This is a genomic window from Parasedimentitalea maritima (assembly GCF_005771405.1).
In the GTDB taxonomy this organism is placed as follows: Bacteria; Pseudomonadota; Alphaproteobacteria; order Rhodobacterales; family Rhodobacteraceae; genus Parasedimentitalea; species Parasedimentitalea maritima.
This window is the reverse complement of the sequence record NZ_VAUA01000005.1, coordinates 268,062-289,068: the sequence shown is the minus strand read 5'-3', so window position 1 is coordinate 289,068 and position 21,007 is coordinate 268,062. Positions and strand designations below refer to the sequence as shown.

The window sequence follows — 21,007 nt, the reverse complement described above, 5'->3', positions numbered from 1 at the left end:
AGGGCTGGAAAATTGCGTGTTAGCGATAACGCTAGTGGTTTACATTTCCCGGATGCCTGCCTATGACGCAGGCAATCAATTGTCATAGACAGGGATCCTCCGATGAGCACCATTATCGACATTCACGCCCGCGAAATTCTGGACAGCCGGGGCAACCCGACAGTTGAGGTTGATGTGATCCTTGAAGATGGCACCATGGGCCGTGCGGCCGTGCCTTCGGGCGCTTCGACGGGTGTTCATGAGGCGGTGGAAAAGCGTGACGGCGACAAAAGCCGTTATTTGGGCAAAGGTGTGCTGGAAGCGGTTGCTGCAGTGAACGGCGAGATTGCCGAAGAGCTGCTGGGCTTTGACGCAACCGAGCAGGTGTCGATTGATGGCGCGATGATCGAGCTAGATGGCACCGAGAACAAAGGTCGTTTGGGCGCAAATGCTATTTTGGGTGTGTCGATGGCGGTGGCCAAAGCCGCTGCTGATTTCACCACACAGCCTCTGTACCGTTACATCGGCGGCACATCAGCGCGGGTTCTGCCAGTGCCGATGATGAACATCATTAATGGTGGTGAGCACGCTGATAACCCAATCGACATTCAGGAATTCATGATCATGCCAGTGGCTGCGGACAACATCCGCGAAGCTGTGCGCATGGGGTCCGAAGTATTCCACACCCTGAAGAAAGAGCTGTCAGCCGCTGGCCTGTCGACTGGTATCGGTGACGAAGGTGGCTTTGCGCCAAACATCGCGTCGACCCGTGAAGCGCTGGACTTTGTGCTGAAGTCGATTGAAAAAGCAGGCTACAAGCCCGGCGAAGAGATCTATCTGGCGCTCGATTGTGCCGCAACCGAGTACTACAAAGATGGCAAATATGTGCTGTCTGGCGAAGGCAAGACCCTGAGTTCGGCCGAGAACGTTGATTATCTGGCTGCGCTGGTGAACGACTACCCGATCATCTCGATCGAAGACGGTATGTCCGAAGATGACTGGGATGGCTGGAAAGCCCTGACTGATGCCTTGGGTAACAAAGTGCAACTGGTTGGCGACGATCTGTTTGTGACCAACCCTGCGCGTCTGGCTATGGGTATCGAACAGGGCAGCGCCAACTCTATGCTGGTCAAGGTCAACCAAATCGGTACCCTGACCGAGACCCTGCGCGCCGTCGATATGGCCCACCGGGCTGGTTTCACCAATGTGATGTCGCACCGTTCGGGTGAGACTGAGGACGCAACCATCGCTGATCTGGCCGTGGCGACCAACTGTGGTCAGATCAAAACCGGCTCTTTGGCACGCTCTGACCGGCTGGCGAAATACAACCAGCTGATCCGCATCGAAGAGGCGCTGGGTGAAGTTGCGGAATATGCCGGACGTTCAGTTCTGAAAAGCTGATCCAACACCTGAGAAGTCGTCTTTTGCGCCCCGGCCTTTGGTTCGGGGCGTTTTCTATTTGTACGATTGTTTTACCGTACCTCGACCTGCTCTTGAAAAGGGGATGGTATGCCCCTAATAATTTGATCAAATTATCTGGTTGGAGCGAAAACCGTGGGTGAAATGGGAATTGTTACTCGGGAAGTTGACAGTGACGATATTGAGATTGTCAGTACGTTTGTCGGCTATCTACTGGCAGAGCTGACAGGTGGCGATGCTCCTAACGTTGTTGCACTGAAGCAAACCGCACTGGAGGTTTTGGCCAACAACTCAGTAACCGGTTTGTTGGCCCTAAGAGGTGAAACACCTGTTGGTCTTATCATGTTGAATGAATGCGCTGCGATTTATGCTGGTGGGCGGTTTGGCGAGATTTCCGAACTTTATGTCTCACCGCAACAACGCTCACATGGGGTGGCTGCGCAACTGGTGGCGGCAGCCGCTGCGTATGGTCAACGCAAGGGATGGCAAAGGCTGGAAGTTGGAGCCCCAACACAGCCCGAGTGGAAGCGTACGGTTGAGTTCTATGAACGCAATGGGTTTGCTGAAGTTGGCCCTCGTTTACGCAGGCTGATCTGAGTGCGGTTGAGGACTAAAGCTCTTTGGTCATCAGCATATAGCGGTCGCGGGCTTTAAAACGGGTTCGGGCATAGAGCCGCTGTGCGCTCTCGTCCTCACGGTCCACTTCAAGGTGCAAAGCCGTAATTCCAGCCTCGGCCAGGGTCTTGGGTAGGGCAATCAGAACTTCGGTGGCGATCCCGCGTTTGCGCACTGGTGGGCGGATGTAGAGTTCGTCAATGGCGCCATCCATGCCGCCAAATTCCACTGACCAGCTGAAGGTTACAACAACATACCCCACGGGCGCACGGGTTGGGCCAACCAGATAGACTGCGCCGTAGGGGATACCATTAAGCAGGGGTTCGATGGCCGCCTTGCGGCTGTCTTCGCTGCTGGCAATATCCATTTCCGTGTGAAAAGCTGCAACAAGGGCAAGAACCTTGTCCAGATCTTCTGGTTTTGCCAGATGTAAGGCCGCGCTCATAACCGGGCCAGACGGTTTGTGAGCATTTCAAAGAAACCGTCCGCATCGACATCGCCGATAAAGGTTGCATTGGCGGGTCGGTCAGTGACCCCCCACCAGTCGGCAACCGTCATGCCCAATGTGAGCTCGGACTGGGTTTCGATTTCGATATTGATGTGGCGACCGGTGAATAGCTCTGGCTGTATCAGATAGGCGGTGACACAGGGGTCATGCAGTGGCGCGCCTGCCGAGCCATATTTGGCGACATCAAATCGCTCGAAGAATTCAGTCATCTCGGCAACAAAAGTGCCAACCTTGGTGTCGAGGGCGCGAAAGGCATCACAACGGGGTTTGGTGACCAGAACCTTGTGGGTGACATCCAGCGGCATCACGACGATAGGACGTCCGGACTTAAACACGATATCTGCGGATTCGGGATCAACATAGATATTAAATTCTGCTGCCGGGGTGATGTTGCCAACCTCAAAATAGGCCCCACCCATCAATACGATTTCCTGCACCTTTTCAACGATGTCTGGCGCTTTCACAAATGCGGCGGCGATATTGGTCAATGGCCCCATCGGGCAAAGCGTGACCGTTCCGCTTTCATGGTTGCGCAGAGTTTCAATGATGAAATCTACTGCGTGACCGGAAGCAAGCGGTATTTTGGGGTCAAACAGTTCCGGACCATCAAGACCGGTTTTACCGTGTACGTGCTCGGCGGTTACCAGCGGGCGCTTTAGCGGGGCATCACAGCCTGCATAGACTGGCACATCTGTTTTATTGGCCATTTCGCAAATGATGCGAGCGTTCTTTTGGGTTAGTGGCAGAGGCACGTTGCCGGCAACGGCGGTTATGCCAAGCACATCAATTTCGTCAGGGCTGGCGAGGGCCAACAGAATGGCCACGGCGTCGTCTTGGCCGGGGTCGGTATCGATGATGATTTTACGTGCCGTCATGTTTGCCTCTGAGAATTGCAAGACCTGACAGTTGCAAGGCGTGTTGCAATTGTCCAGCGATGTCACCTGTGTTCAGTGTCGGATTGAGTATTTTTAGCAAAAAGAAGCTTTCAGTCACCGCTTACTTGTCGGGCAGTGCTGCACGCTCGTCAGCTTTTACAGCATCCCACAGAGCATCCATCTCTTCCAGGTTGCTGTCAGCAGGGGATTTCCCAATTTCGGACAGTCGTGTTTCAACCCCTTCAAAGCGGCGGGTGAATTTGGCGTTGGCACGGCGCAGGGCGGCTTCGGGCTCGACGCCGAGATGCCGACCCAGATTGGCCATGACAAACATCAGGTCGCCAAATTCCTCTTCGACTGCGTCTTGTGTCAATTCATCGCGCGCTTCGACCAGTTCGGCGCTTTCTTCGGAAATTTTGTCCAGAACGTTTTGCGCAGACGGCCAGTCAAAGCCGACGCGGGCGGCGCGTTTTTGCAGTTTGTAGGCGCGCAACAGGGCTGGCAGGCCCACGGCAACACCGTCCAGCGTGCCTTGCTGGGCTTTCCCGGCGCGCTCAGTTGCTTTGATCGCCTCCCAGTCGCGGGTTTGTTGTTCGGCGGATTTGTCGCGCGATTCGGTGCCAAAAACGTGCGGATGACGCGCAACCATTTTGTCCGAGATGTTACGCACCACGGATTGAAAGCTGAAATGGCCGGCTTCTTCGCCCATTTGGGTGTGATAGATGCTTTGCAACAGCAGATCGCCCAACTCACCTTCGAGCTCCGGCCAGTCCTTGCGCTCGATCGCATCGGCAACTTCGTAAGCTTCTTCAATGGTGTAGGGGGCGATGGTGTCAAAATCCTGCTCAATATCCCAGGGACAGCCCGTTTTGGGGTCTCGCAGGCGGCGCATGATTTCGATGAGCCGTTCAATACCGGCATCTTGGTCGTGGATCAGGGGATTTTCGGGCATTGCGGCGGCTCTCATTCCAGTGTCAGATGCATCAATCCCGAGTCTGACCAAGGAGTCCAGCCCATGCCGGTCGTCAACCGTATCGCCGATTTTGCCGAAGACATGAAAATGTGGCGCCAGCATCTGCACACAATTCCCGAATTGTCGTTCGACCTGCCGCAGACTGCAGCGTATGTTGCGGACCGGTTGCGCGAGTTTGGCGTTGATGAATTGCACGAAGGGATTGCCCAAACCGGGATGGTTGCCATCATCAACGGACAGGGATCCGGCCCGACAATTGGACTGCGTGCAGATATGGATGCCCTGCCGATCGCCGAGGAAACTGGCGCTGACTATGCATCGGGTCATGCGGGGAAGATGCATGCCTGTGGCCATGATGGGCATACATCGATGTTGTTGGGGGCCGCAAAGTATCTGGTCGAAACACGCAATTTTCGAGGGCGCGTTGCATTGATTTTCCAACCCGCTGAAGAAGACGGCGGTGGCGCCGGGGTCATGGTCGAAGAGGGCATCATGGACCGGTTTGATATTGGCCAGGTTTATGGCATCCACAATGTGCCAAACTTGCCGGTAGGCGACTTTGTCACCACCTCTGGTGCATTGATGGCGGCCGTGGATGAGTTTCATATCAATATTCAGGGTGTGGGTGGTCATGGTGCGATGCCTCATGAGACCAACGATCCTGTGGTGGCCGCTTGCGGTATCGTTCAGGCGATCCAGACCATTGTCAGCCGCAACCATTACACCCAGCAGGATCTGGTTGTTTCAGTCACGCAGATTCACACGGGCAGCACTGATAATGTGATCCCGGACACGGCCTATATAAACGGCACTGTTCGCACGTTTGATGCATCTGTGCAGGCTATGGTGATGCGGCGGATGCAGGAAGTGGTTGCCGGGCAGGCCGCCAGCTATGGCGTCGAGGCGAAGTTAGACTATGAGTTGGGGTATCCGGCAACTACGAATGACGCGGAAAAGTCTGCCTTTGCGGTGGATGTGGCGCGTGAAATCTCTGGCGCAGATAAAGTTGATCCCGAAGGCGGGCGCGAAATGGGGGCCGAAGATTTCAGCTACATGCTGCAAGCGCGACCCGGCGCCTATCTGTTTCTGGGCCAAGGGGATGGCGCTGGACTGCACCACCCAAAGTACAACTTCAACGACGAGATCGCGCCAATTGGGGCTTCGTTTTTTGCCCGATTGGTCGAGCGTGCCCAGCCACTGAGCTAAGGGTTTGCAACACAGGCAAGGTGACAGGCGGCAAGTGGTCGGCTATGCCGTGCACAAGTGCTGTCAGAAAGGCGTGCTGAAATGGCGTTAGAAGATGCAAAACATTTGGTCGACGAGGCCTTTACACGCGAAGACCTGAAGGGGTTGAGCTTTGAAAACACCTTTGGTGGTGCCACTTCGTTTTTGCGACGCCGGTATCGCAAGGAACTGGACGGTGTTGATATTGCTGTGACGGGGGTCCCGTTTGATCAGGCCGTAACCAATCGTCCTGGTACCAGACTCGGACCTCGTGCGATCCGTGAAGCCAGTGCATTGCAAAGTCCGGACGCACCCTATGGCTGGGGGTATGATCCGCTGACTGAGTTGGCGATTGTCGACTACGGTGATTTGGCTTTTGATTATGCCAATATTTCTGCATTTCCTGCGGCGTTGACGGCCCATATTCAGCGCATATTGGCGGCGGATGTTGCTTCGGTTGCACTGGGCGGTGATCACTACATTACTTTCCCGATGCTAAAGGCTTATGCCGAGAAGTACGGACCCATGGCGCTGCTCCAATTTGATGCTCATAGCGACAGTTGGGCGGATGATGACATGGATAGGGTGGATCATGGCACTTTTGTCTATAAGGCTGTCAAGATGGGGCTGATTGATCCGGCGCGTTCGGTTCAGGTGGGCATTCGCACCAGCAATGAAGACACCATGGGGGTGAACATCATAGATGCAGCCGAGGTACATGAGATTGGACCTGTGGAAACGGCACGCCGGATAAAATCAATCCTGGGCGATCATCCTACCTATTTGAGTTTTGACATAGATGGGCTCGACCCTGCTTATGCACCAGGCACTGGTACACCGGTTTGGGGGGGGCTGACGTCACCTCAGGCGGCGCGGATTTTACGTGAAATCGCCGGCATTAATATCAAAGGGGGAGACGTCGTCGAAGTGTCGCCACCGTTTGACACCACCGGCGTCACGGCTATAGCCGGTGCGCATGTGGCTACTGAAATTATCTGCCTTTTAGGTTGGAATAAGAGAAACAATGACTGAGTATAATCAACCCATCAGCGGTAACGATCTGGCCCGGTTTTCGGGTCCGGGGACATTTATGCGGCTGCCTCAGGCAACATCCCTTGACGGTCTGGATGTGGCGGTTCTGGGGATCCCGATGGATATCGGCACGTCGTGGCGGGCTGGTACTCGCTTTGGCCCCAAGCAGATCCGTGCCGAAAGCTCTATGATCCGGCCCTATAATATGGCCACCGGTGCGGCGCCGTTTGACTGTTTACAGGTCGCGGATATTGGCGACTTGGCAATCAACACCTTTTCCCTGACCGATAGCCTCCGCATCATCGAGGCCAGTTATGACGCGATCCTGCGATCCAGTGCGGTCCCAGTGGCGATGGGAGGAGATCATTCGATCACACTGCCTATTCTACGTGCGATGGCCAAAAAATACGGTCCACTGGCAGTGGTGCACGTAGATGCCCATGCAGATGTAAATGACAACATGTTTGGCGAAAAAGAAAACCACGGGACCGTGTTCCGCCGGGCCTATGAGGAAGGCCTACTTCAGGCCGATAAAACTTATCAGGTTGGGCTGCGCGGCACCGGGTATGGCGCCAGTGATTTCAAAGAGGCCCAAAAATGGGGGTTTCAGCAATTCCCGGCCTCTGAGCTATGGCATCGGTCCCTGAATAATCTGGGTGCGGAAATACGTCGCGATATCGGTGATAGGCCTGTCTACGTGTCATATGATATTGATAGCCTAGACCCAGCTTATGCGCCGGGCACGGGAACGCCTGAAATTGGTGGGCTGACAACAGCGCAAGCGCTGGAGCTGATCCGGGCGTTGCGAGGTGTGAATATCGTCGGCTGTGATTTGGTCGAAGTCTCGCCGCCCTATGATACGTCTGGCAATACTGCGCTGACCGGTGCCAACCTGTTGTATGAACTGCTCTGCGTCCTGCCTGGGGTGGCGACCAAATAACGATAATCTCCGGGTGCCAGGTGGCTTTGGAGCCGCAATGAAGTGGATCAGGGCCAGAATGGGACGACTAATGATATTTGTATGGTTGGCCATCGCTGCAGTCATTGTGGTGCTTGGCTTTATCCGGCTGGCTCCGATTGACCCTTTGGATTGGAATACGCAGCCTGAGTTTTCTGAAGACAAGAATTTTCGCGGTGGGGTGTTCCGGGTTGTGCGAACTGGCCCCGACGGGCTAGCGCGGTTTGACGCCGTCGCCAGTGCGGCCCCACGTACCAAATTACTGGCGGGTTCGGTCGAGGATGGCACTGCGACTTATGTTACCCGCACCAAGCTGTTTGGGTTTCCAGATTACACCACCGCCCGTCAGGACGGGGATCTGCTCAAGGTCTATGCACGGTTGCGGTTTGGTCGCTCCGATTTGGGAGTGAACGGAACCCGGATCGCCGAATGGCTGGCGCAGATGGACATTGCAATCCAATCAGATGTTACGGCACCTGTTGAATAGAGCAGTCGTTAGAGTGGTATAAGTGAGGAGACTTGGCTGCTGATTGGTTTGTCCTGTTGATCAAGCGACGATGACAGGCAGCCCTGTTGCACTTCACGCCACATGGGCACGTTTAAGGACATTTGGCATTGGGCCATAAACATACGACCATCAACTTGCAGGCAGATGGTTTGGCCCAGTTCGATCCTTGATCCGGACCGGTCAGTACAAAAACAATCAATAGTCTTGCCGCCAGGCCCGGTGACATCTGACGCTGCGGGCTGGGCCAATAAGGCAAGGGTGAGGGCGATAACGGCTCTGGCATGTTGCATGTCGCTAGCATATCACAAGAGCCAGTTATGACCAAATTTCTCTATAAACGGATGTGCCACCAATGGTTCCCGAAGAACGCCTTGAACAGATCCTCCAGCGGTTTCAATATCTTGAGGCCGCAATGGCGGATGGCGCCAGTGCGGGTGACATAGCAGCACTGGCCAAGGAGTATTCTGATCTGCGGCCGGTGGTTGAACAAATTGAAGCTTTCCGTCGTTTAAATGAAGATTTGGCCGAAGCTCATGAGATGCTTTCTGACCCTGACATGAAAGAATTGGCCGAGGAGGAAATACCCGCGTTGAAGGCGGCAATTCCCGCTGCTGAACAGGCGTTGCAACTGTCGCTGCTGCCAAAGGATGCAGCGGACACCAAGCCTGCGATGCTGGAGATCCGTCCTGGAACCGGTGGTGATGAGGCCGCTTTGTTTGCTGGTGATTTGTTGCGCATGTACCAGCGATATGCCGAGGCGCAGGGCTGGAAGTTTGAAATCCTTGAGGAACACGCCACTGAGTTGGGGGGCATCAAAGAGGTCGTGGCCCATATCAAGGGGGAGAATGTGTTTGCACGGATGAAGTTTGAATCCGGTGTGCACCGGGTCCAGCGGGTTCCAACCACTGAAAGTGGCGGGCGCATCCACACTTCTGCTGCGACCGTGGCAGTGTTGCCTGAGGCCGAGGATGTGGACATTCAGATCAACGCGAATGACTTGCGGATTGATACAATGCGCAGTTCCGGTGCGGGAGGTCAGCATGTGAACACCACTGATTCTGCGGTGCGTATCACCCACTTACCCAGTGGAACCGTGGTCACCAGTTCGGAAAAATCACAGCACCGAAACCGTGAAATTGCGATGCAGGTTTTGAAAACACGTTTGTATGATCAAGAACGTCAACGCGTGGACAATGAACGATCGGCTGACCGCGCATCACAGGTTGGATCTGGCGATCGCTCTGAACGTATTCGGACCTACAATTTCCCGCAGGGTAGGATGACCGACCACCGCATAAACCTGACACTCTACAAGTTGGATCAGGTGATGACGGGAGATCTAGACGAGGTCATTGATGCGCTGACGGCAGACAATCAGGCGCGCCTGCTGGCCGAGATGGGTCAATGAGCGGGCCAACAGCAGCGCAGGTCATGGTTGCTGCAACGGCACGTCTCCGCGCCGCAGGCGTGCCTGATCCGGCTCGTGACGCGCGGATATTGCTGGCCCATGCGGCACGGATAGAAGCTTCACGGGTCACGTTGATTGCGCCTGAAGATCTGGCGCCGGATATTGCTGAACGCTATGAGCAATTGATTGCATTGAGGGTGATCCGGGTTCCGGTGTCACATTTGCTGGGCGAGCGCGAGTTTTATGGCCGCCGGTTCAAGGTTTCCGGCGACGTCCTGGATCCACGCCCAGAGACCGAATGCTTGATTGAAGCCGCGATAGCCGTTCCGTATCAGAACGTATTGGATCTGGGGACCGGATCGGGCTGCATTCTGGTGACGCTATTGGCAGAGCAACCAAAGGCGACGGGATTGGGGGTGGACCTGAGCGAGGCGGCCTGTTTGCAAGCCAGCGCCAATGCAGTGCTGCACCGTGTTCAGGCCCGCGCGGACATTCGCCAGTCAGATTGGTTCGAAAAGGTCGAAGGCCAGTTTGACCTGATCGTCTCCAACCCGCCTTACATCGCCTTGGACGAAATGCAGGGCCTATCGACCGAGGTGCGCATTCATGAACCGGAAATGGCGCTAACGGACGGAGGCGACGGGCTGGCCGCTTATCGCCAGATTGCCAAGGAGGTTGTCTTATATCTGAAGCCGGGAGGACGGGTTTTGGTAGAAATAGGACCAACACAGGCCTCGGCTGTCGCCGCGCTGTTTGAACAGGCAGGACTGCAGCATATCCGGGTGGTACAGGATCTGGACGGCCGCGACCGGGTTGTTTGTGCGGATTCCATTCCCTTGAGTGGTCTGGAAGGTGGAAATTGATCAATTTGATCGAAAAAAGTAGAAAATCCACCTCCTAGCTCTTGTCTGTATGGGGGGGACATGGTTACACATAGGTGTCGTATGTGTGTTTGGCTAAAAACCTTACCGGCGACACCAAGCCCAAAATGGTCGATGATCCGGCGCTGATATGCGCACTTTGGGATCTACGACGCAACGAATCAAGGCTGACGTTAAACAAATGAGATCGTCTAAATCACGTTCGCGGTCGAAATCGAACCGCAATCGCCCATCTGGTGGTGGTAATGTTGTCAACCGGGTGTTCGATAGTTCGGGCCCCGAGGGCAAGGTGCGCGGCACCCCGCAACAAATCATCGATAAGTATAATCAACTGGCCCGCGACGCGCAGCTTGGAAGTGACAGGGTTGCTGTTGAGAACTTTCAACAGCACGCTGAGCATTACATGCGTTTGCTAGGGGAAGCCCAGCGTGAGCAGGATGCTCGCCGGGAGGAACAAGAGCGGCAAAACCGAGAACGCCAAGCTGAGCGCGACCGTGAGCGCGCAGAACGCCAGGAACGCGAGGCCGCGTCTCGCAGCAACGAGCCTGCGCCTCGGAGCGAGCCTGCAGTGCTCAGCGAAGATCCTGCCGAGGCACCTCAACCAGACGTAATGGACCTGAGCACCAATGGTGACTCAGGCGGCGATTCTGGCCTGGTGGAAACACCTGAAAGCAAGCCAAAGAAGGCGAGTACTCGTCGCCCACGCACGCGCAAGCCTGCAGCCAAGGCGCAAGAGCCGGTTGCGGTTCAGACCGAAGCAACCGCGCCGGCTGAGAAGCCCGTTGCTGCGGCCGTTGAAAAACCCGTTGCGACGCCTACTGAAAAGCCCGCTGAAGCACCTGCCAAAAAGCCCACTGCGGCGGCTGCCAAAAAGCCGGTGGTTGAGGCCAAAACCGGCGATGCTCCTGAAGCTGCTGAGTAGACGTAAGTCTAATCGAAAAAAAGGCCCCGGACCATTTGGTGCCGGGGCCTTTTTTGTGACTGCGTTTCCGTGGACTAAGAAAAGTCCAGTTATATTTGAGGTTCCAAGCTGCGCGCGAGGGCACAGAAGCCTTCAAGGCTGACCTGTTCAGCACGTTCAGTTGGGGGAATGCCGGCCTCTTTCAGGTGATCTTCAATATCTGGAGAGACGCTTTTGAGAGCGGACCGTAACATCTTGCGCCGTTGATTGAAGGCGGCAGCCACCACCTTGTTCAACATGCCTGCATCAGCGGGAAAACGTGGCTCGGGCAGGGCTGTTAGATGTACCACGGCGCTGGACACTTTGGGCGGCGGCGTAAAAGCGCCTGGCGGCAGGGACAACACAATGTTTGGCTCAGCGCGCCACTGCGCCAGCAGAGCAAGGCGACCGTACTTCTTGGTTCCAGGCAGGGCCACAATCCGTTCCGCAACTTCGCGTTGGAACATGAGCGTCAGGCTCTGCCAGAAGGGCGGCCATTGTTTTGGCGTCAGCCAACGCACCAGAAGTTCGGTTCCAATGTTATAGGGAAGGTTGGCAGCAACCCGGATAGGGGGTGTTAGATGTTCCAACGGATTGACTTCGAGCGCGTCACCTTCAATCACCTGCAGGCGATTTGGGTATGCGTCGGCGATTTCGGCCAGGGCTGGAATGCAACGGCCATCTTTCTCGACGGCTAACACCCGTCGTGCACCTTCGGCCAGCAGTCCCCGGGTCAACCCGCCTGGACCCGGGCCGATTTCAAGCACATCACAGTGAGACAGATCACCGGCCTGGCGGGCGATCTTGGCCGTCAAATTGAGATCCAGTAAGAAGTTTTGTCCCAGCGATTTACGAGCTGACAGCTGATGAGTCGCGATCACCTCGCGTAGAGGGGGAAGAGTGTCGATGGCAGTCATGTCAATTCGATCTTGGGGCTGGCCAGAGAGAGATGAAGATGCTCTTGCCTCCGGCGGGGATATTTAGAGCTAGATGAAGGATCAGGAGCGCGCGGCCATTCTCTGGGCCATTTTGAGAGCTTCGATGAGGCTGGTGGGGTTCGCTAGGTTTTGTCCGGCGATGTCGCAGGCCGTGCCGTGATCAGGGGAAGTCCGGATAAACGGCAGGCCAAGGGTGACATTGACGCCCCGGTCGAAATCTAATGTCTTGATTGGGATCAGGGCCTGGTCATGGTACATGCAGATGGCGGCATCATAGCGGCGACGGGCCGCTGCGTGGAACAAAGTATCGGCCGGATGTGGGCCGGTCAGATCATAGCTATTGCATTGCATATCGGCGAGCAGCTCGTTTATCCAGGCAAGTTCTTCCTCACCCATGGCGCCGCCTTCCCCCGCATGTGGATTGAGACCGGCAACCGCAATCCGAGGGTGGGAAACTCCAAATTGTTCACGCAGCCCCTGGGCAGTGATCTGGATGGTTTCACGCAACAGGGCGGGAGTTAGTTGTGCTGGGACCTGTGACAGTGGAATGTGAATCGTAGCGGGAACAACTCGGAGTTGCTCTGATGCGAGCATCATGACGACCCGGTCTACGTGTGCCAGTGCTGCCAGAAACTCAGTATGGCCGGGATAGGAAAAACCAGCGCCATCAATCAGAGCTTTTTTATGAATTGGCGCGGTGCACAGAGATGAGGCCTGGCCGTCTTGTACCAGCTTCACACCCGTTTCAATTGAGCGGATCACCCCGCCCGCATGTTGGGCCTGTGGGTGACCGGGAGCGGCAGGACCTTCAAATGGCAAGGCCAGTACAGGCATTGCAGTTGCGCAGACTTCGAGAGCCTCATCTGGTGAGGTGATTTGCGTAAAAGTGGTTCCGGGTGGAAGATGGTCCGGGCCTCCAATCCAAAAGAATGGGCAATCACCGCGCAATATATCCCACGATTTTGCTGCGATTTCTGGGCCGATGCCAGCGGGTTCCCCACAGCTGAGTGCAATGGGGCGTGCTCGGCTCATTTTATCACGATCTCAGCATCTGCGCGCAGCTGCTCGACAAAACTATCTGCAAAAGCTCCTAGTCTTTGCTGGGTCAGGGCATTGGCCACGCCCTCACGGGATTCAGATTCGCCCGCTCCCAGATCAGCAGTCCGCCCGCACATCATAAGTAACATCAAGGTCTGCCCGTTGTTACGTGTTAGAACAGTTGAGATTTCACCTGGATCCAATTTGGCCAATTCAAGCGCAATATCTTGTGGGATCTCGCTGGGAGCTAGGGCTTGGCGGTCCAGAACGGAGGGGTCCTGATCTTTGGCAATGCCATAAAGATCATCACAGGTGTCGATCTGGTTGACGATTTTTTGTGCAGCTGACATGGCCTCGGGGGTGCGGCCACCGGCAATGAAATAGCTGGCATATTCAATCGCAGCATAACGCGGAGCGGATCCGGTAATTTCACGAATACCACGCATTTGAAACAGTGCCACCGCGCCTTGCAGGGGCATTGGAGCGGTGATTTCTCCGGTATCCAGTCCCAGGACGACCTCTTGAAGTTGTGGGGGTAAGTTTGACAGGTTCATCCAAGGCAGCTGGCCCTGATTATTGCGACTGTCAGAGGCAGAATATTGGGTCGCAGCAGAAGAAAAGGCCGAGTAGCTCTTCAATTGGCTGATCTGTTCTGCGATCTCTTCGACCTGAGCCACATTCTGTTCGTTGATAGGAATGATCACTTCGGACAGCAAAACTTGAACACCGCCGGTGCCAGCGCGCCCCATGGCGCGATCAATTTCTGCTTCACTTGGACGGGCCCGCGACAGGAAACGGGAACCGACATAGTCCCGCCAAACGAGACCGGCGCTTGTATAATCACGAAGAGTTTCGGGCGCTACGCCGTTCTGTCCCAGCACCTTCGTGAACTCTTCCAGAGAAAGATTTGCCCGGCCAGCGAGTTCAGTCATGCCCGCTAAGACATCCTCTTCGCTGATGCTAATCCCAGCCTCAGTGACGGTGGCTCTTTTTAAGCGATCCTTGATCAGCTCTTCGCGGGCCTGCTCATTCGGGTCGCCCGAAGTTCCCAATAGACGCATGAACTGGGCGCGTTGTTCCAGTTCGAAGTAGGTGATGACATCTTCATTCACCGTGACGGCCGGCGAAAATAGGCCCTGAGCCGCCACCGGGAGAGGAAGGTTGAGCGCCGATGCCAATACGAGACTCGGGGACAAGAACCAAAACTTTAAGAATTGCTGCATGATCGCCTGTACTTTTTATTGCCACTATCGACGGAGAACCCGTTCAATGCGATGGTAAAGCCGAAATCTGTCGAAGGCTCAACACTTGATGTCGAAGTATATCGCCTGCTGACAGAAAGGTCGACCTTGACGCATTCGTTGCTGTAGACAAGTCCAATGCCTGCATGTGAGGCACGGGCATCGGAAATATCATACCGCAGGTTGGCGCTGGCCGACCAACTAGGGTGAAGTTGGTAGCTGCCGTCGAACCAGAGCTCCGAGGTTTCCTCGGTGCGACTCTCGGCGGCATCGGTGCCGAGCCATAGGTAAGTACTTGAAACATCAAGCCGAGAGTTGGCCCAATCCCCCCGTAACTCAGCTTTGGAGAAATTTAACGAACCATTTAGCAAACCACGTGCGGTGATTGCTAAGCCTTCGTTCAACTTTAGCTGGCCGGCTAGCAAGATATCTGAAGATGTGCCGCCCAGGCCGGATGATTTGGTGAAGCGGTTATCAGCATCTTGCCGGAATATTTGACCAACAGTAGCAGATGCTTGCCAACCATCCGCTGCGTAGCGAGCCCAATTTAGACCGTAGACCAAGGCAAGACCGTCTTCGCGGGCATCCGTCGCGGGGAAGCGGGAGAGTTCCAAAAGGTTACCCTGATCAAATTCAACAAAGTTGCTTTCGTCATTTGGAACAGTGTCACCTGTAACGTCGCTCCAACCGAGTTGCACGATAGGTTCAAGGTATTGAGAGGCGCCAGCTGAAGAGTGGCGGGTCATTGGCAGCCGCAACGTGACAGCACCGCGTGGCGTTAAACGATTGGCGCGTGACGGGTATGCGCTGTCATTGCGAATTCCAAAAGCGTCGGCCGAGAATCCCAACTGCCCTTGGGCTATTACGCCATTCTGAAGATGCCAGCTACGCTGCCAGTCTGCATCAAATGTCGTGCGAGAAACATCACGGCCGACAATATCCAGATCTGATGTACGGGTGTGGCCATGTGCATGCAGTGTCATCTGCAATTCACCACCCAACTGGGCTGGGTGGTAACGTTGCTGATAGTAGATATCTGCAATTGCCGAAGGGATTAGGGTTGGGTCTTCCGTTTCGCGTAGCGTTTTATAGTGAAAGGCCCCTGCACGGAACAGTGAATCCCGACGCACTTGTGTGAGAGTTAATTGTGAGCGCAATCGATCCAAATCTGGTAGCCCGTAGTCAGCCAAATATGCGTCGTCAGAGGTGGTTTTTACCTCAAACTCTAGTTTGACATCGTGCCGAAGATCAAAGGCACCGTTCCCAAATAAATAGCCACGGTCGTTATGTGGCTGCAGATCGTCGCGGGTGAAAGCCCCCTCCAGCTCGATGTTGCCATTGCGAAAGGCCTGACGATACCGTGCATCCAGTGTCCGCGTTTTAGAGGATAAATAAGGAGAGAGCGTTAGATCGCGGCTCTCACCAAGTGTAAAGAAATAGGGAACCTTAATTCCGGTACCAAGGTTTGAAGTGGTGCGCACTGATGGCACAAGGAACCCTCTTGCGCGATCCAGTGTAGGATCTGGTAAGCGCAGACCGGGAAAGTAAAAAACTGGAACATCCATGATACGGAACTGAGCGTTCTCAAAATAGAGCTGCTTTTCCAACTGGTCGTGGGTAATTCTTTCGGCGCGGATTTGCCAAAGGGGCGGTGATCCGTCGTCACAGACCTGACAGGATGTCACGGAGCTCTTGTATAATTGGGTGTAACGGCCGCTAACACGTGTCATCTGGACTGATGATAACTGAAGATGCTGTTGAAACACCATGCGGGCACTATTGAGGATACCATCGCGTAGGTTGTTGCTCATCTCCGCCGCGTTGGCCAAAATGGTGATTTCACCACCTTGATCGATGCGTATGGGGCCATCAATTTGAAGAGTGCCACTGTCGCGATCAAAAGTGATTTTTTGGGCTCTGAGCCGAATGTCCCCCTGAAATGCTTCAACGTTACCTTCCGCGATCAGGATTCTATCGCTGGTAATGAACACCTGATCAGCGACCAGCATGGCTGGTCCATCTGTAGCAGGGCTCTGTTGTGCGCTAGCAATTGGGGCTAGGGCAAGCCAAGGAGCAACTACCAACATTTGCAAAGTGTGGCGCATGTTAACCATCCTCCGCATGGAGTAGTAGGCCTAGGGTCAGCAGTATAGACGCGGCAGGTGGAGCCCAGGCTGCCAAGGCGACTGGAATCTGACCATTCTCTCCAAGGATTTGCGCAAAATTACGAATAAAGTAAAGCCCAAAACCCAAAAGCACCGCAGTCAAAACAGCCAGACCAGTGCCTCCAGACCGCGCATGACGCATGGTAAAGGCTGCGCCAACCAGAACCATGGCAATCAAAAAGAGCGGCCGCGCCAGTTCTACCTGCAGCCAGACTTCGTAACGTTTGGTTGAAAAGCCAGCTTGTTGGAGTGCTTTGATGGTTTCGGGTAGATCGTAAACTGAAATTCCTGAGGCGGTACCCAAACTGTCACGAATTCGATCTTGGGTCAGTGTCGTGGGTAGCAGAAGTTTGCTATGCTCAACCGAGTTGGTTTCGGGATTGAAACCCGGCGTTAGCGGCCAGACCTTGGCGTGGTTCAGCACCCAGTGATCCCCCTGAAGTTGGGCGCGTTGTGCGACTATTTGGCGGGTCGGATTTCCGCCTGGGGCATAAGAGACAATAGTAACATTGTGCAGAGTAACGTTGTCGATTTCACCGCTATAAGCGGTGGCGTGGATAACAGATTGGCCCTGTGCGCCCCCCTGTCGAAGCCATAAGCCTTCCCCTGAAAGAGATAGCGCAGCCGGGCCACCATTGCGGTAGGTATCTGAAAGTTCCTGATATCGGTTTGAGGTCGCAGCGACAATTGGATTGAGGGTGCTAACGGTCAATACACCAATCAGCGCGGCCATGATGATGGGAGCAGCAAGTGCACGGATGCCTGAGCGGCCGATGGCACGTGTCACCACGAGTTCGCTACTGCGGGCTAAACCTACAAATAATACGATGGTCGACAAGATCATAATCAGTGGCAAAAACTCGCTGAGCGCGGAAGGGGCGTTCAAGAGGGTCAGGTTGATCAATTGGCCAAAACTAAGATCAAGACCGTCAAACCGACGGATCTGTTCATTCAAGTCGATGAGCATCACAAGTGTGAGAAGAACCGCGCAGATGATGCTGAACCACTGCATGAACCGGCGAGCATAATAGAAATCCAGCTTCATGACGCGGCCTTGGATGGTGCTGCCCGAGGGCGTTTTGGTAGGATACGGACTGGCCGCGCTGCAAGTTGCAGAAACAGAGCTGCAATCCCAAATCCTATTACTGAGGGCAGATATATCAGCGGCCATAGGTCGGCGTTCTTCAGAACTGGTTCAGAGACCACGCCGCGAAGACCTTCAATGAAGATCAACAAGACAAAGGCCAGCAAAGCTTGTCGCCAGACCCCAAACCTGGAAAAAGTCCCCAACATTAGCGAAGTAAACCCAATCAAGGCGACCGCAACACTGATCAGAGCTCGAGCAAAGCGTAGGTGGAGCTCTTCGGCCAATTGACCGTGGGTAAACGATTCCTCAGCCACAATTTGGTCTGGAATCATCAGTAATTCCAAGCTGGGTATGGCGCGGATGTTTCGGGCTTTGTTTCCAGCTTGGTCAGCCAGAGCGCTGATTTCGTAGGAAAAGTCCGAAAATACAGTCGTGGACAAAGTGCGTCCTTTGGTGTCCATGCGGAGGGCCATTCCATCAACCATGACGAGGTGTGTTTGGTCCTGATCTTTTACCAGAAAGGCTCGGGCACCGGTGTACAATACGCTCTGGTCTGGGCTGCGTCGATCAGACAGGAATACATCGTTTAATGTCCCATCAGGATCAATTTGGCGAATGTAGAATGTCACACCCTTAGCTGGGTGCAAAAAGTTGCCCTCACTCAGAAGTTTGGCGGTGACGTTACGTGCAACATCGGATTCGCGCTCTTGTAGCTGGCCAATGGACGCAGGCAGCAAGAAATGTGTCAGTACAGACATCATCAGTGCGGTAATGAGACCAAAAACCAATGCCGGTCGGGCCATTTGCCAAGGACTGGTCCCGGTGGCGCGCAACACGGTCAGCTCACTTTCGCTGTTCAGCCGGTTGGTCACCCAAACCGCAGATGCAAAAGCCGCAATCGGTAGCACCATCCGCACCAGATTAGGCAGCGCAAGCGCGGTAAACTCTAGAAATACCAGTGCAGATTGTCCGTCACCAATCAATCGATCAAAAAGGACAACGGCCCGGTTGATCCAAAACATGGCAACCAGAATCAGAGCAAAGAAGCCGAAAAAAAGTAGATACTGGGACAGTACGTATCTGTCGAATCGTGACACTGCGATCCCCCCAGACCCTGTCATACCAATTTCAGCAAATCATAGAGTAAATCTGAACGGGGGAAAACTGCAATTTACGGTCGGACAGAAGATGATGTTTCTGTTCAGACCCTAGCCATCGGTCACGGTGCAGGCTAGCTGTTGCGCCAACCATAATCATCCCAACAGGAGCCCACCATATGAGCCGTCTGATCCCCATCCGCTTTGCTGACTACGACCCCAAAGAGTTGAAAGACATCGCAGGACGCCTGGTGGTGCTTGTTACACCTGAAGGGACAATGGATCAGGCTGCGCGCAGCGCCAACCGGCTGAGCAAAGGAGCATTGGCCCGGCTGATTGCCAGCGACGGCTTCAGCAAGGCAAAAACCGGGCAGGTGATTTCTCTGGCTTGGCCTGCTGGGATGCAGGTCGAAGCTTTGGATGTTCTTGTCATGCCGCGCAGGGTGACACCGATTGAGGCGCGTAAGGCAGGGGCCGCACTGGCAAAAGCAAGTGCTGGAAAATCCACAACGGTTATGGCTGGATCGATGCCCAAAGCCGCAGATCTGGCGCTCGGTATGGCTCTGCGCACCTACACCTTTGAGGCGCATAAGACTCCGAGTGACAGCAAAATTGATGGTCAAGTGGTGATCGCACATAAAGCGCATGAGGATATGGCCGCAAAGTTTGCGCCTATGCTGGCTGTTGCCGAAGGTGTTCATATGACGCGCGATCTGGTCAACGAACCGGCGAATGTGTTGACTACGTCAGAGTTTGCCAACCGTTTGGTAGAGATGGAGTCTATTGGCCTAAAGGTCGAAGTGCTGGACGAGGCACAGCTGGCTGAACTGGGCATGCGTACTTTGCTTTGCGTTGGGCAAGGGTCCGACAGTCCTTCCAAAGTCGTTGTTATGCAGTGGAATGGCGGACCAGAAGGAGAAGCCCCTGTCGCGCTCGTTGGCAAAGGTGTGGTGTTCGACACCGGCGGAATTTCCCTGAAGCCAGCTGGTGGTATGGAAGATATGACGATGGACATGGGAGGGGCTGGTGTGGTGGCTGGCACCATGCGAACTCTGGCGATGCGCGGCGCCAAAGCCAATGTTGTTGGTCTGGTTGGCTTGGTTGAGAACATGCCTTCGGGGAATGCGACCCGTCCCGGTGATGTGGTTAAGTCGATGAAGGGTGACACCGTTGAAGTGATCAATACCGATGCCGAGGGACGCTTGGTTCTGTGTGATGTGATGTGGTATGCTCAGGAGCGTTTCAAACCAGAGGCCATGATTGATCTGGCCACCCTGACTGGTGCGATTATTGTTGGCTTAGGCCATGAAAATGCAGGCGTATTTTCGAACAATGATGCGCTGTGCAATGCCTTCCTCAAAGCGGCGTCAGCCGAAGACGAGGGGGCCTGGAGAATGCCACTGGGCAAAGGGTACGACGACCTGCTGAAATCTCGTATTGCTGACATGAAGAACATCGGTGGCCGCGCTGCTGGGTCGGTTACTGCGGCACAATTCCTGCAGCGGTTTGTTAAAGATGACACCCCTTGGATCCACCTCGATATCGCAGGAGTTGCCTCGGTTAAATCTGAAACACCTTATGCGCCCAAAGGGGCCACCGGTTGGGGGGTGGCGGCTCTGAGCCGTTTGGTTCAGGACGGCTTCGAGACAGAGTGAAGCGGAAATGGGCGCTGTTTACTTCTATCACCTGACGCGTGGCCCGTTGGAACAAACCCTCCCCGTGTTGCTGGAAAAAGCACGCGGGGCAGGGTGGCGCATTGCGGTGCGGGGACGCGACCCCGACCGCATGGGCTGGCTGGACGACCGGTTGTGGCAAGGTAGCCCTGACAGCTTTTTGCCTCATGGGGTAGAAGGCGGCGCTCATGACGTGTTGCAACCGGTGCTTTTGACCACTGGGCCTAAAGCGGCCAACAAACCCGATTGTGTCATGGCCATCGATGGCGCCGCAGTTGAACCTGAAGAAGTCGAAGCGATGCAGCGTGTTTGTGTGTTGTTTGACGGGACCGATACCGAGGCGGTTCAGCGGGCGCGTGCTCAGTGGAAAGAGCTGACAGATGCAGGGTGTTCGGCGCAATATTGGTCGGAAGAGAGCGGCCGCTGGGAAAAGAAAGCGGAGAAGTAG

At 54.8% G+C, this 21,007-nt stretch carries 21 protein-coding genes; 11 read left to right on the top strand and 10 right to left on the bottom strand.

Translation table 11 applies throughout. The features are described from left to right. The first annotated feature begins 102 nt into the window (after positions 1–102). Positions 103–1,380: a phosphopyruvate hydratase gene (gene eno, locus FEE96_RS11950; protein ID WP_138163271.1), complete on the top strand. Its 1,278-nt coding sequence runs from the start codon at positions 103–105 to the stop codon at positions 1,378–1,380. 162 nt (positions 1,381–1,542) lie between these two features. Continuing rightward, positions 1,543–1,995, top strand: coding sequence for a GNAT family N-acetyltransferase (locus FEE96_RS11945; protein ID WP_138163425.1), 453 nt, complete (start codon positions 1,543–1,545; stop codon positions 1,993–1,995). A gap of 13 nt (positions 1,996–2,008) precedes the next feature. On the opposite strand, the gene FEE96_RS11940 is transcribed toward FEE96_RS11945, so the two are convergent. The 3 genes from FEE96_RS11940 to mazG all read right to left on the bottom strand — a co-directional run bounded on the left by FEE96_RS11940 (position 2,009) and on the right by mazG (position 4,348). Further along, complete coding sequence (locus FEE96_RS11940; protein WP_138163270.1) at positions 2,009–2,458, bottom strand: GNAT family N-acetyltransferase; 450 nt, start codon at positions 2,456–2,458, stop codon at positions 2,009–2,011. Next, positions 2,455–3,396, bottom strand: a complete 942-nt coding sequence (locus FEE96_RS11935) for a nucleoside hydrolase (protein ID WP_138163269.1) — start codon at positions 3,394–3,396, stop codon at positions 2,455–2,457. The genes FEE96_RS11940 and FEE96_RS11935 overlap by 4 nt, the downstream gene beginning before the upstream one ends. Positions 3,397–3,517: 121 nt before the next feature. Then, complete coding sequence (gene mazG, locus FEE96_RS11930) at positions 3,518–4,348, bottom strand: nucleoside triphosphate pyrophosphohydrolase (RefSeq protein WP_138163268.1); 831 nt, start codon at positions 4,346–4,348, stop codon at positions 3,518–3,520. 63 nt (positions 4,349–4,411) lie between these two features. On the opposite strand from mazG, the gene FEE96_RS11925 reads away from it, so the two are divergent. From FEE96_RS11925 to FEE96_RS11910, 4 genes are all read left to right on the top strand, one after another. Beyond that, the gene (locus FEE96_RS11925) at positions 4,412–5,575 is read left to right on the top strand and encodes a M20 aminoacylase family protein (RefSeq protein ID WP_138163267.1); all 1,164 of its coding nucleotides are present in this window, start codon (positions 4,412–4,414) and stop codon (positions 5,573–5,575) included. An 81-nt stretch (positions 5,576–5,656) separates the two neighbouring features. Beyond that, positions 5,657–6,625 (top strand): agmatinase, encoded by a 969-nt coding sequence (gene speB / locus FEE96_RS11920; RefSeq protein WP_138163266.1) that lies wholly within the window; start codon positions 5,657–5,659, stop codon positions 6,623–6,625. Then, complete coding sequence (gene speB / locus FEE96_RS11915; protein WP_138163265.1) at positions 6,618–7,565, top strand: agmatinase; 948 nt, start codon at positions 6,618–6,620, stop codon at positions 7,563–7,565. Before speB (FEE96_RS11920) ends, speB (FEE96_RS11915) begins: the two co-directional genes overlap by 8 nt. A 58-nt stretch (positions 7,566–7,623) precedes the next feature. Beyond that, positions 7,624–8,070 (top strand): DUF1499 domain-containing protein, encoded by a 447-nt coding sequence (locus FEE96_RS11910; protein WP_138163424.1) that lies wholly within the window; start codon positions 7,624–7,626, stop codon positions 8,068–8,070. Between the two features lie 8 nt (positions 8,071–8,078). Here the strand turns inward: FEE96_RS11910 and FEE96_RS23795 are convergent, their stop codons facing one another. Beyond that, positions 8,079–8,381: a hypothetical protein gene (locus tag FEE96_RS23795; RefSeq protein WP_138163264.1), complete on the bottom strand. Its 303-nt coding sequence runs from the start codon at positions 8,379–8,381 to the stop codon at positions 8,079–8,081. A gap of 62 nt (positions 8,382–8,443) precedes the next feature. Here FEE96_RS23795 and prfA point away from each other — a divergent pair, with 62 nt between their 5' ends. From prfA to FEE96_RS11890, 3 genes are all read left to right on the top strand, one after another. Next, positions 8,444–9,499 (top strand): peptide chain release factor 1, encoded by a 1,056-nt coding sequence (prfA, locus tag FEE96_RS11900; RefSeq protein WP_138163263.1) that lies wholly within the window; start codon positions 8,444–8,446, stop codon positions 9,497–9,499. Then, a complete protein-coding gene (gene prmC, locus FEE96_RS11895; protein ID WP_138163262.1) occupies positions 9,496–10,362 on the top strand; it encodes a peptide chain release factor N(5)-glutamine methyltransferase in 867 nt (288 codons plus the stop codon). The genes prfA and prmC overlap by 4 nt, the downstream gene beginning before the upstream one ends. Before the next feature lie 199 nt (positions 10,363–10,561). Further along, positions 10,562–11,302: a DUF4167 domain-containing protein gene (locus FEE96_RS11890; RefSeq protein WP_138163261.1), complete on the top strand. Its 741-nt coding sequence runs from the start codon at positions 10,562–10,564 to the stop codon at positions 11,300–11,302. 89 nt (positions 11,303–11,391) lie between these two features. Here the strand turns inward: FEE96_RS11890 and rsmA are convergent, their stop codons facing one another. The 6 genes from rsmA to lptF form a co-directional block, all read right to left on the bottom strand. Next, the gene (rsmA, locus tag FEE96_RS11885; protein WP_138163260.1) at positions 11,392–12,237 is read right to left on the bottom strand and encodes a 16S rRNA (adenine(1518)-N(6)/adenine(1519)-N(6))-dimethyltransferase RsmA; all 846 of its coding nucleotides are present in this window, start codon (positions 12,235–12,237) and stop codon (positions 11,392–11,394) included. A gap of 81 nt (positions 12,238–12,318) precedes the next feature. Continuing rightward, positions 12,319–13,290, bottom strand: coding sequence for a 4-hydroxythreonine-4-phosphate dehydrogenase PdxA (gene pdxA / locus FEE96_RS11880; protein ID WP_138163259.1), 972 nt, complete (start codon positions 13,288–13,290; stop codon positions 12,319–12,321). Continuing rightward, positions 13,287–14,519 (bottom strand): peptidylprolyl isomerase, encoded by a 1,233-nt coding sequence (locus FEE96_RS11875; RefSeq protein ID WP_138163258.1) that lies wholly within the window; start codon positions 14,517–14,519, stop codon positions 13,287–13,289. Before FEE96_RS11875 ends, pdxA begins: the two co-directional genes overlap by 4 nt. Then, positions 14,504–16,642, bottom strand: coding sequence for an LPS-assembly protein LptD (locus FEE96_RS11870; RefSeq protein WP_138163257.1), 2,139 nt, complete (start codon positions 16,640–16,642; stop codon positions 14,504–14,506). Before FEE96_RS11870 ends, FEE96_RS11875 begins: the two co-directional genes overlap by 16 nt. Position 16,643: 1 nt before the next feature. Further along, positions 16,644–17,747, bottom strand: a complete 1,104-nt coding sequence (gene lptG / locus FEE96_RS11865; RefSeq protein WP_138163256.1) for an LPS export ABC transporter permease LptG — start codon at positions 17,745–17,747, stop codon at positions 16,644–16,646. Then, on the bottom strand, positions 17,744–18,886 hold the full coding sequence (gene lptF, locus FEE96_RS11860; RefSeq protein ID WP_138163255.1) for an LPS export ABC transporter permease LptF: 1,143 nt from the start codon (positions 18,884–18,886) through the stop codon (positions 17,744–17,746). The genes lptG and lptF overlap by 4 nt, the downstream gene beginning before the upstream one ends. A 179-nt stretch (positions 18,887–19,065) precedes the next feature. Here lptF and FEE96_RS11855 point away from each other — a divergent pair, with 179 nt between their 5' ends. After that, the gene (locus tag FEE96_RS11855) at positions 19,066–20,541 is read left to right on the top strand and encodes a leucyl aminopeptidase (RefSeq protein ID WP_138163254.1); all 1,476 of its coding nucleotides are present in this window, start codon (positions 19,066–19,068) and stop codon (positions 20,539–20,541) included. Between the two features lie 7 nt (positions 20,542–20,548). After that, positions 20,549–21,007, top strand: coding sequence for a DNA polymerase III subunit chi (locus FEE96_RS11850; RefSeq protein WP_138163253.1), 459 nt, complete (start codon positions 20,549–20,551; stop codon positions 21,005–21,007).

Bases quoted from the DNA above. Each gene is read 5' to 3' on its own strand.
- eno (WP_138163271.1), top strand. From the start codon at position 103: ATGAGCACCATTATCGACATTCACGCCCGCGAAATTCTGGACAGCCGG.
- FEE96_RS11945 (WP_138163425.1), top strand. From the start codon at position 1,543: ATGGGAATTGTTACTCGGGAAGTTGACAGTGACGATATTGAGATTGTC.
- FEE96_RS11940 (WP_138163270.1), bottom strand. From the start codon at position 2,458: ATGAGCGCGGCCTTACATCTGGCAAAACCAGAAGATCTGGACAAGGTT.
- FEE96_RS11935 (WP_138163269.1), bottom strand. From the start codon at position 3,396: ATGACGGCACGTAAAATCATCATCGATACCGACCCCGGCCAAGACGAC.
- mazG (WP_138163268.1), bottom strand. From the start codon at position 4,348: ATGCCCGAAAATCCCCTGATCCACGACCAAGATGCCGGTATTGAACGG.
- FEE96_RS11925 (WP_138163267.1), top strand. From the start codon at position 4,412: ATGCCGGTCGTCAACCGTATCGCCGATTTTGCCGAAGACATGAAAATG.
- speB (WP_138163266.1), top strand. From the start codon at position 5,657: ATGGCGTTAGAAGATGCAAAACATTTGGTCGACGAGGCCTTTACACGC.
- speB (WP_138163265.1), top strand. From the start codon at position 6,618: ATGACTGAGTATAATCAACCCATCAGCGGTAACGATCTGGCCCGGTTT.
- FEE96_RS11910 (WP_138163424.1), top strand. From the start codon at position 7,624: ATGGGACGACTAATGATATTTGTATGGTTGGCCATCGCTGCAGTCATT.
- FEE96_RS23795 (WP_138163264.1), bottom strand. From the start codon at position 8,381: ATGCAACATGCCAGAGCCGTTATCGCCCTCACCCTTGCCTTATTGGCC.
- prfA (WP_138163263.1), top strand. From the start codon at position 8,444: ATGGTTCCCGAAGAACGCCTTGAACAGATCCTCCAGCGGTTTCAATAT.
- prmC (WP_138163262.1), top strand. From the start codon at position 9,496: ATGAGCGGGCCAACAGCAGCGCAGGTCATGGTTGCTGCAACGGCACGT.
- FEE96_RS11890 (WP_138163261.1), top strand. From the start codon at position 10,562: ATGAGATCGTCTAAATCACGTTCGCGGTCGAAATCGAACCGCAATCGC.
- rsmA (WP_138163260.1), bottom strand. From the start codon at position 12,237: ATGACTGCCATCGACACTCTTCCCCCTCTACGCGAGGTGATCGCGACT.
- pdxA (WP_138163259.1), bottom strand. From the start codon at position 13,290: ATGAGCCGAGCACGCCCCATTGCACTCAGCTGTGGGGAACCCGCTGGC.
- FEE96_RS11875 (WP_138163258.1), bottom strand. From the start codon at position 14,519: ATGCAGCAATTCTTAAAGTTTTGGTTCTTGTCCCCGAGTCTCGTATTG.
- FEE96_RS11870 (WP_138163257.1), bottom strand. From the start codon at position 16,642: ATGCGCCACACTTTGCAAATGTTGGTAGTTGCTCCTTGGCTTGCCCTA.
- lptG (WP_138163256.1), bottom strand. From the start codon at position 17,747: ATGAAGCTGGATTTCTATTATGCTCGCCGGTTCATGCAGTGGTTCAGC.
- FEE96_RS11855 (WP_138163254.1), top strand. From the start codon at position 19,066: ATGAGCCGTCTGATCCCCATCCGCTTTGCTGACTACGACCCCAAAGAG.
- FEE96_RS11850 (WP_138163253.1), top strand. From the start codon at position 20,549: ATGGGCGCTGTTTACTTCTATCACCTGACGCGTGGCCCGTTGGAACAA.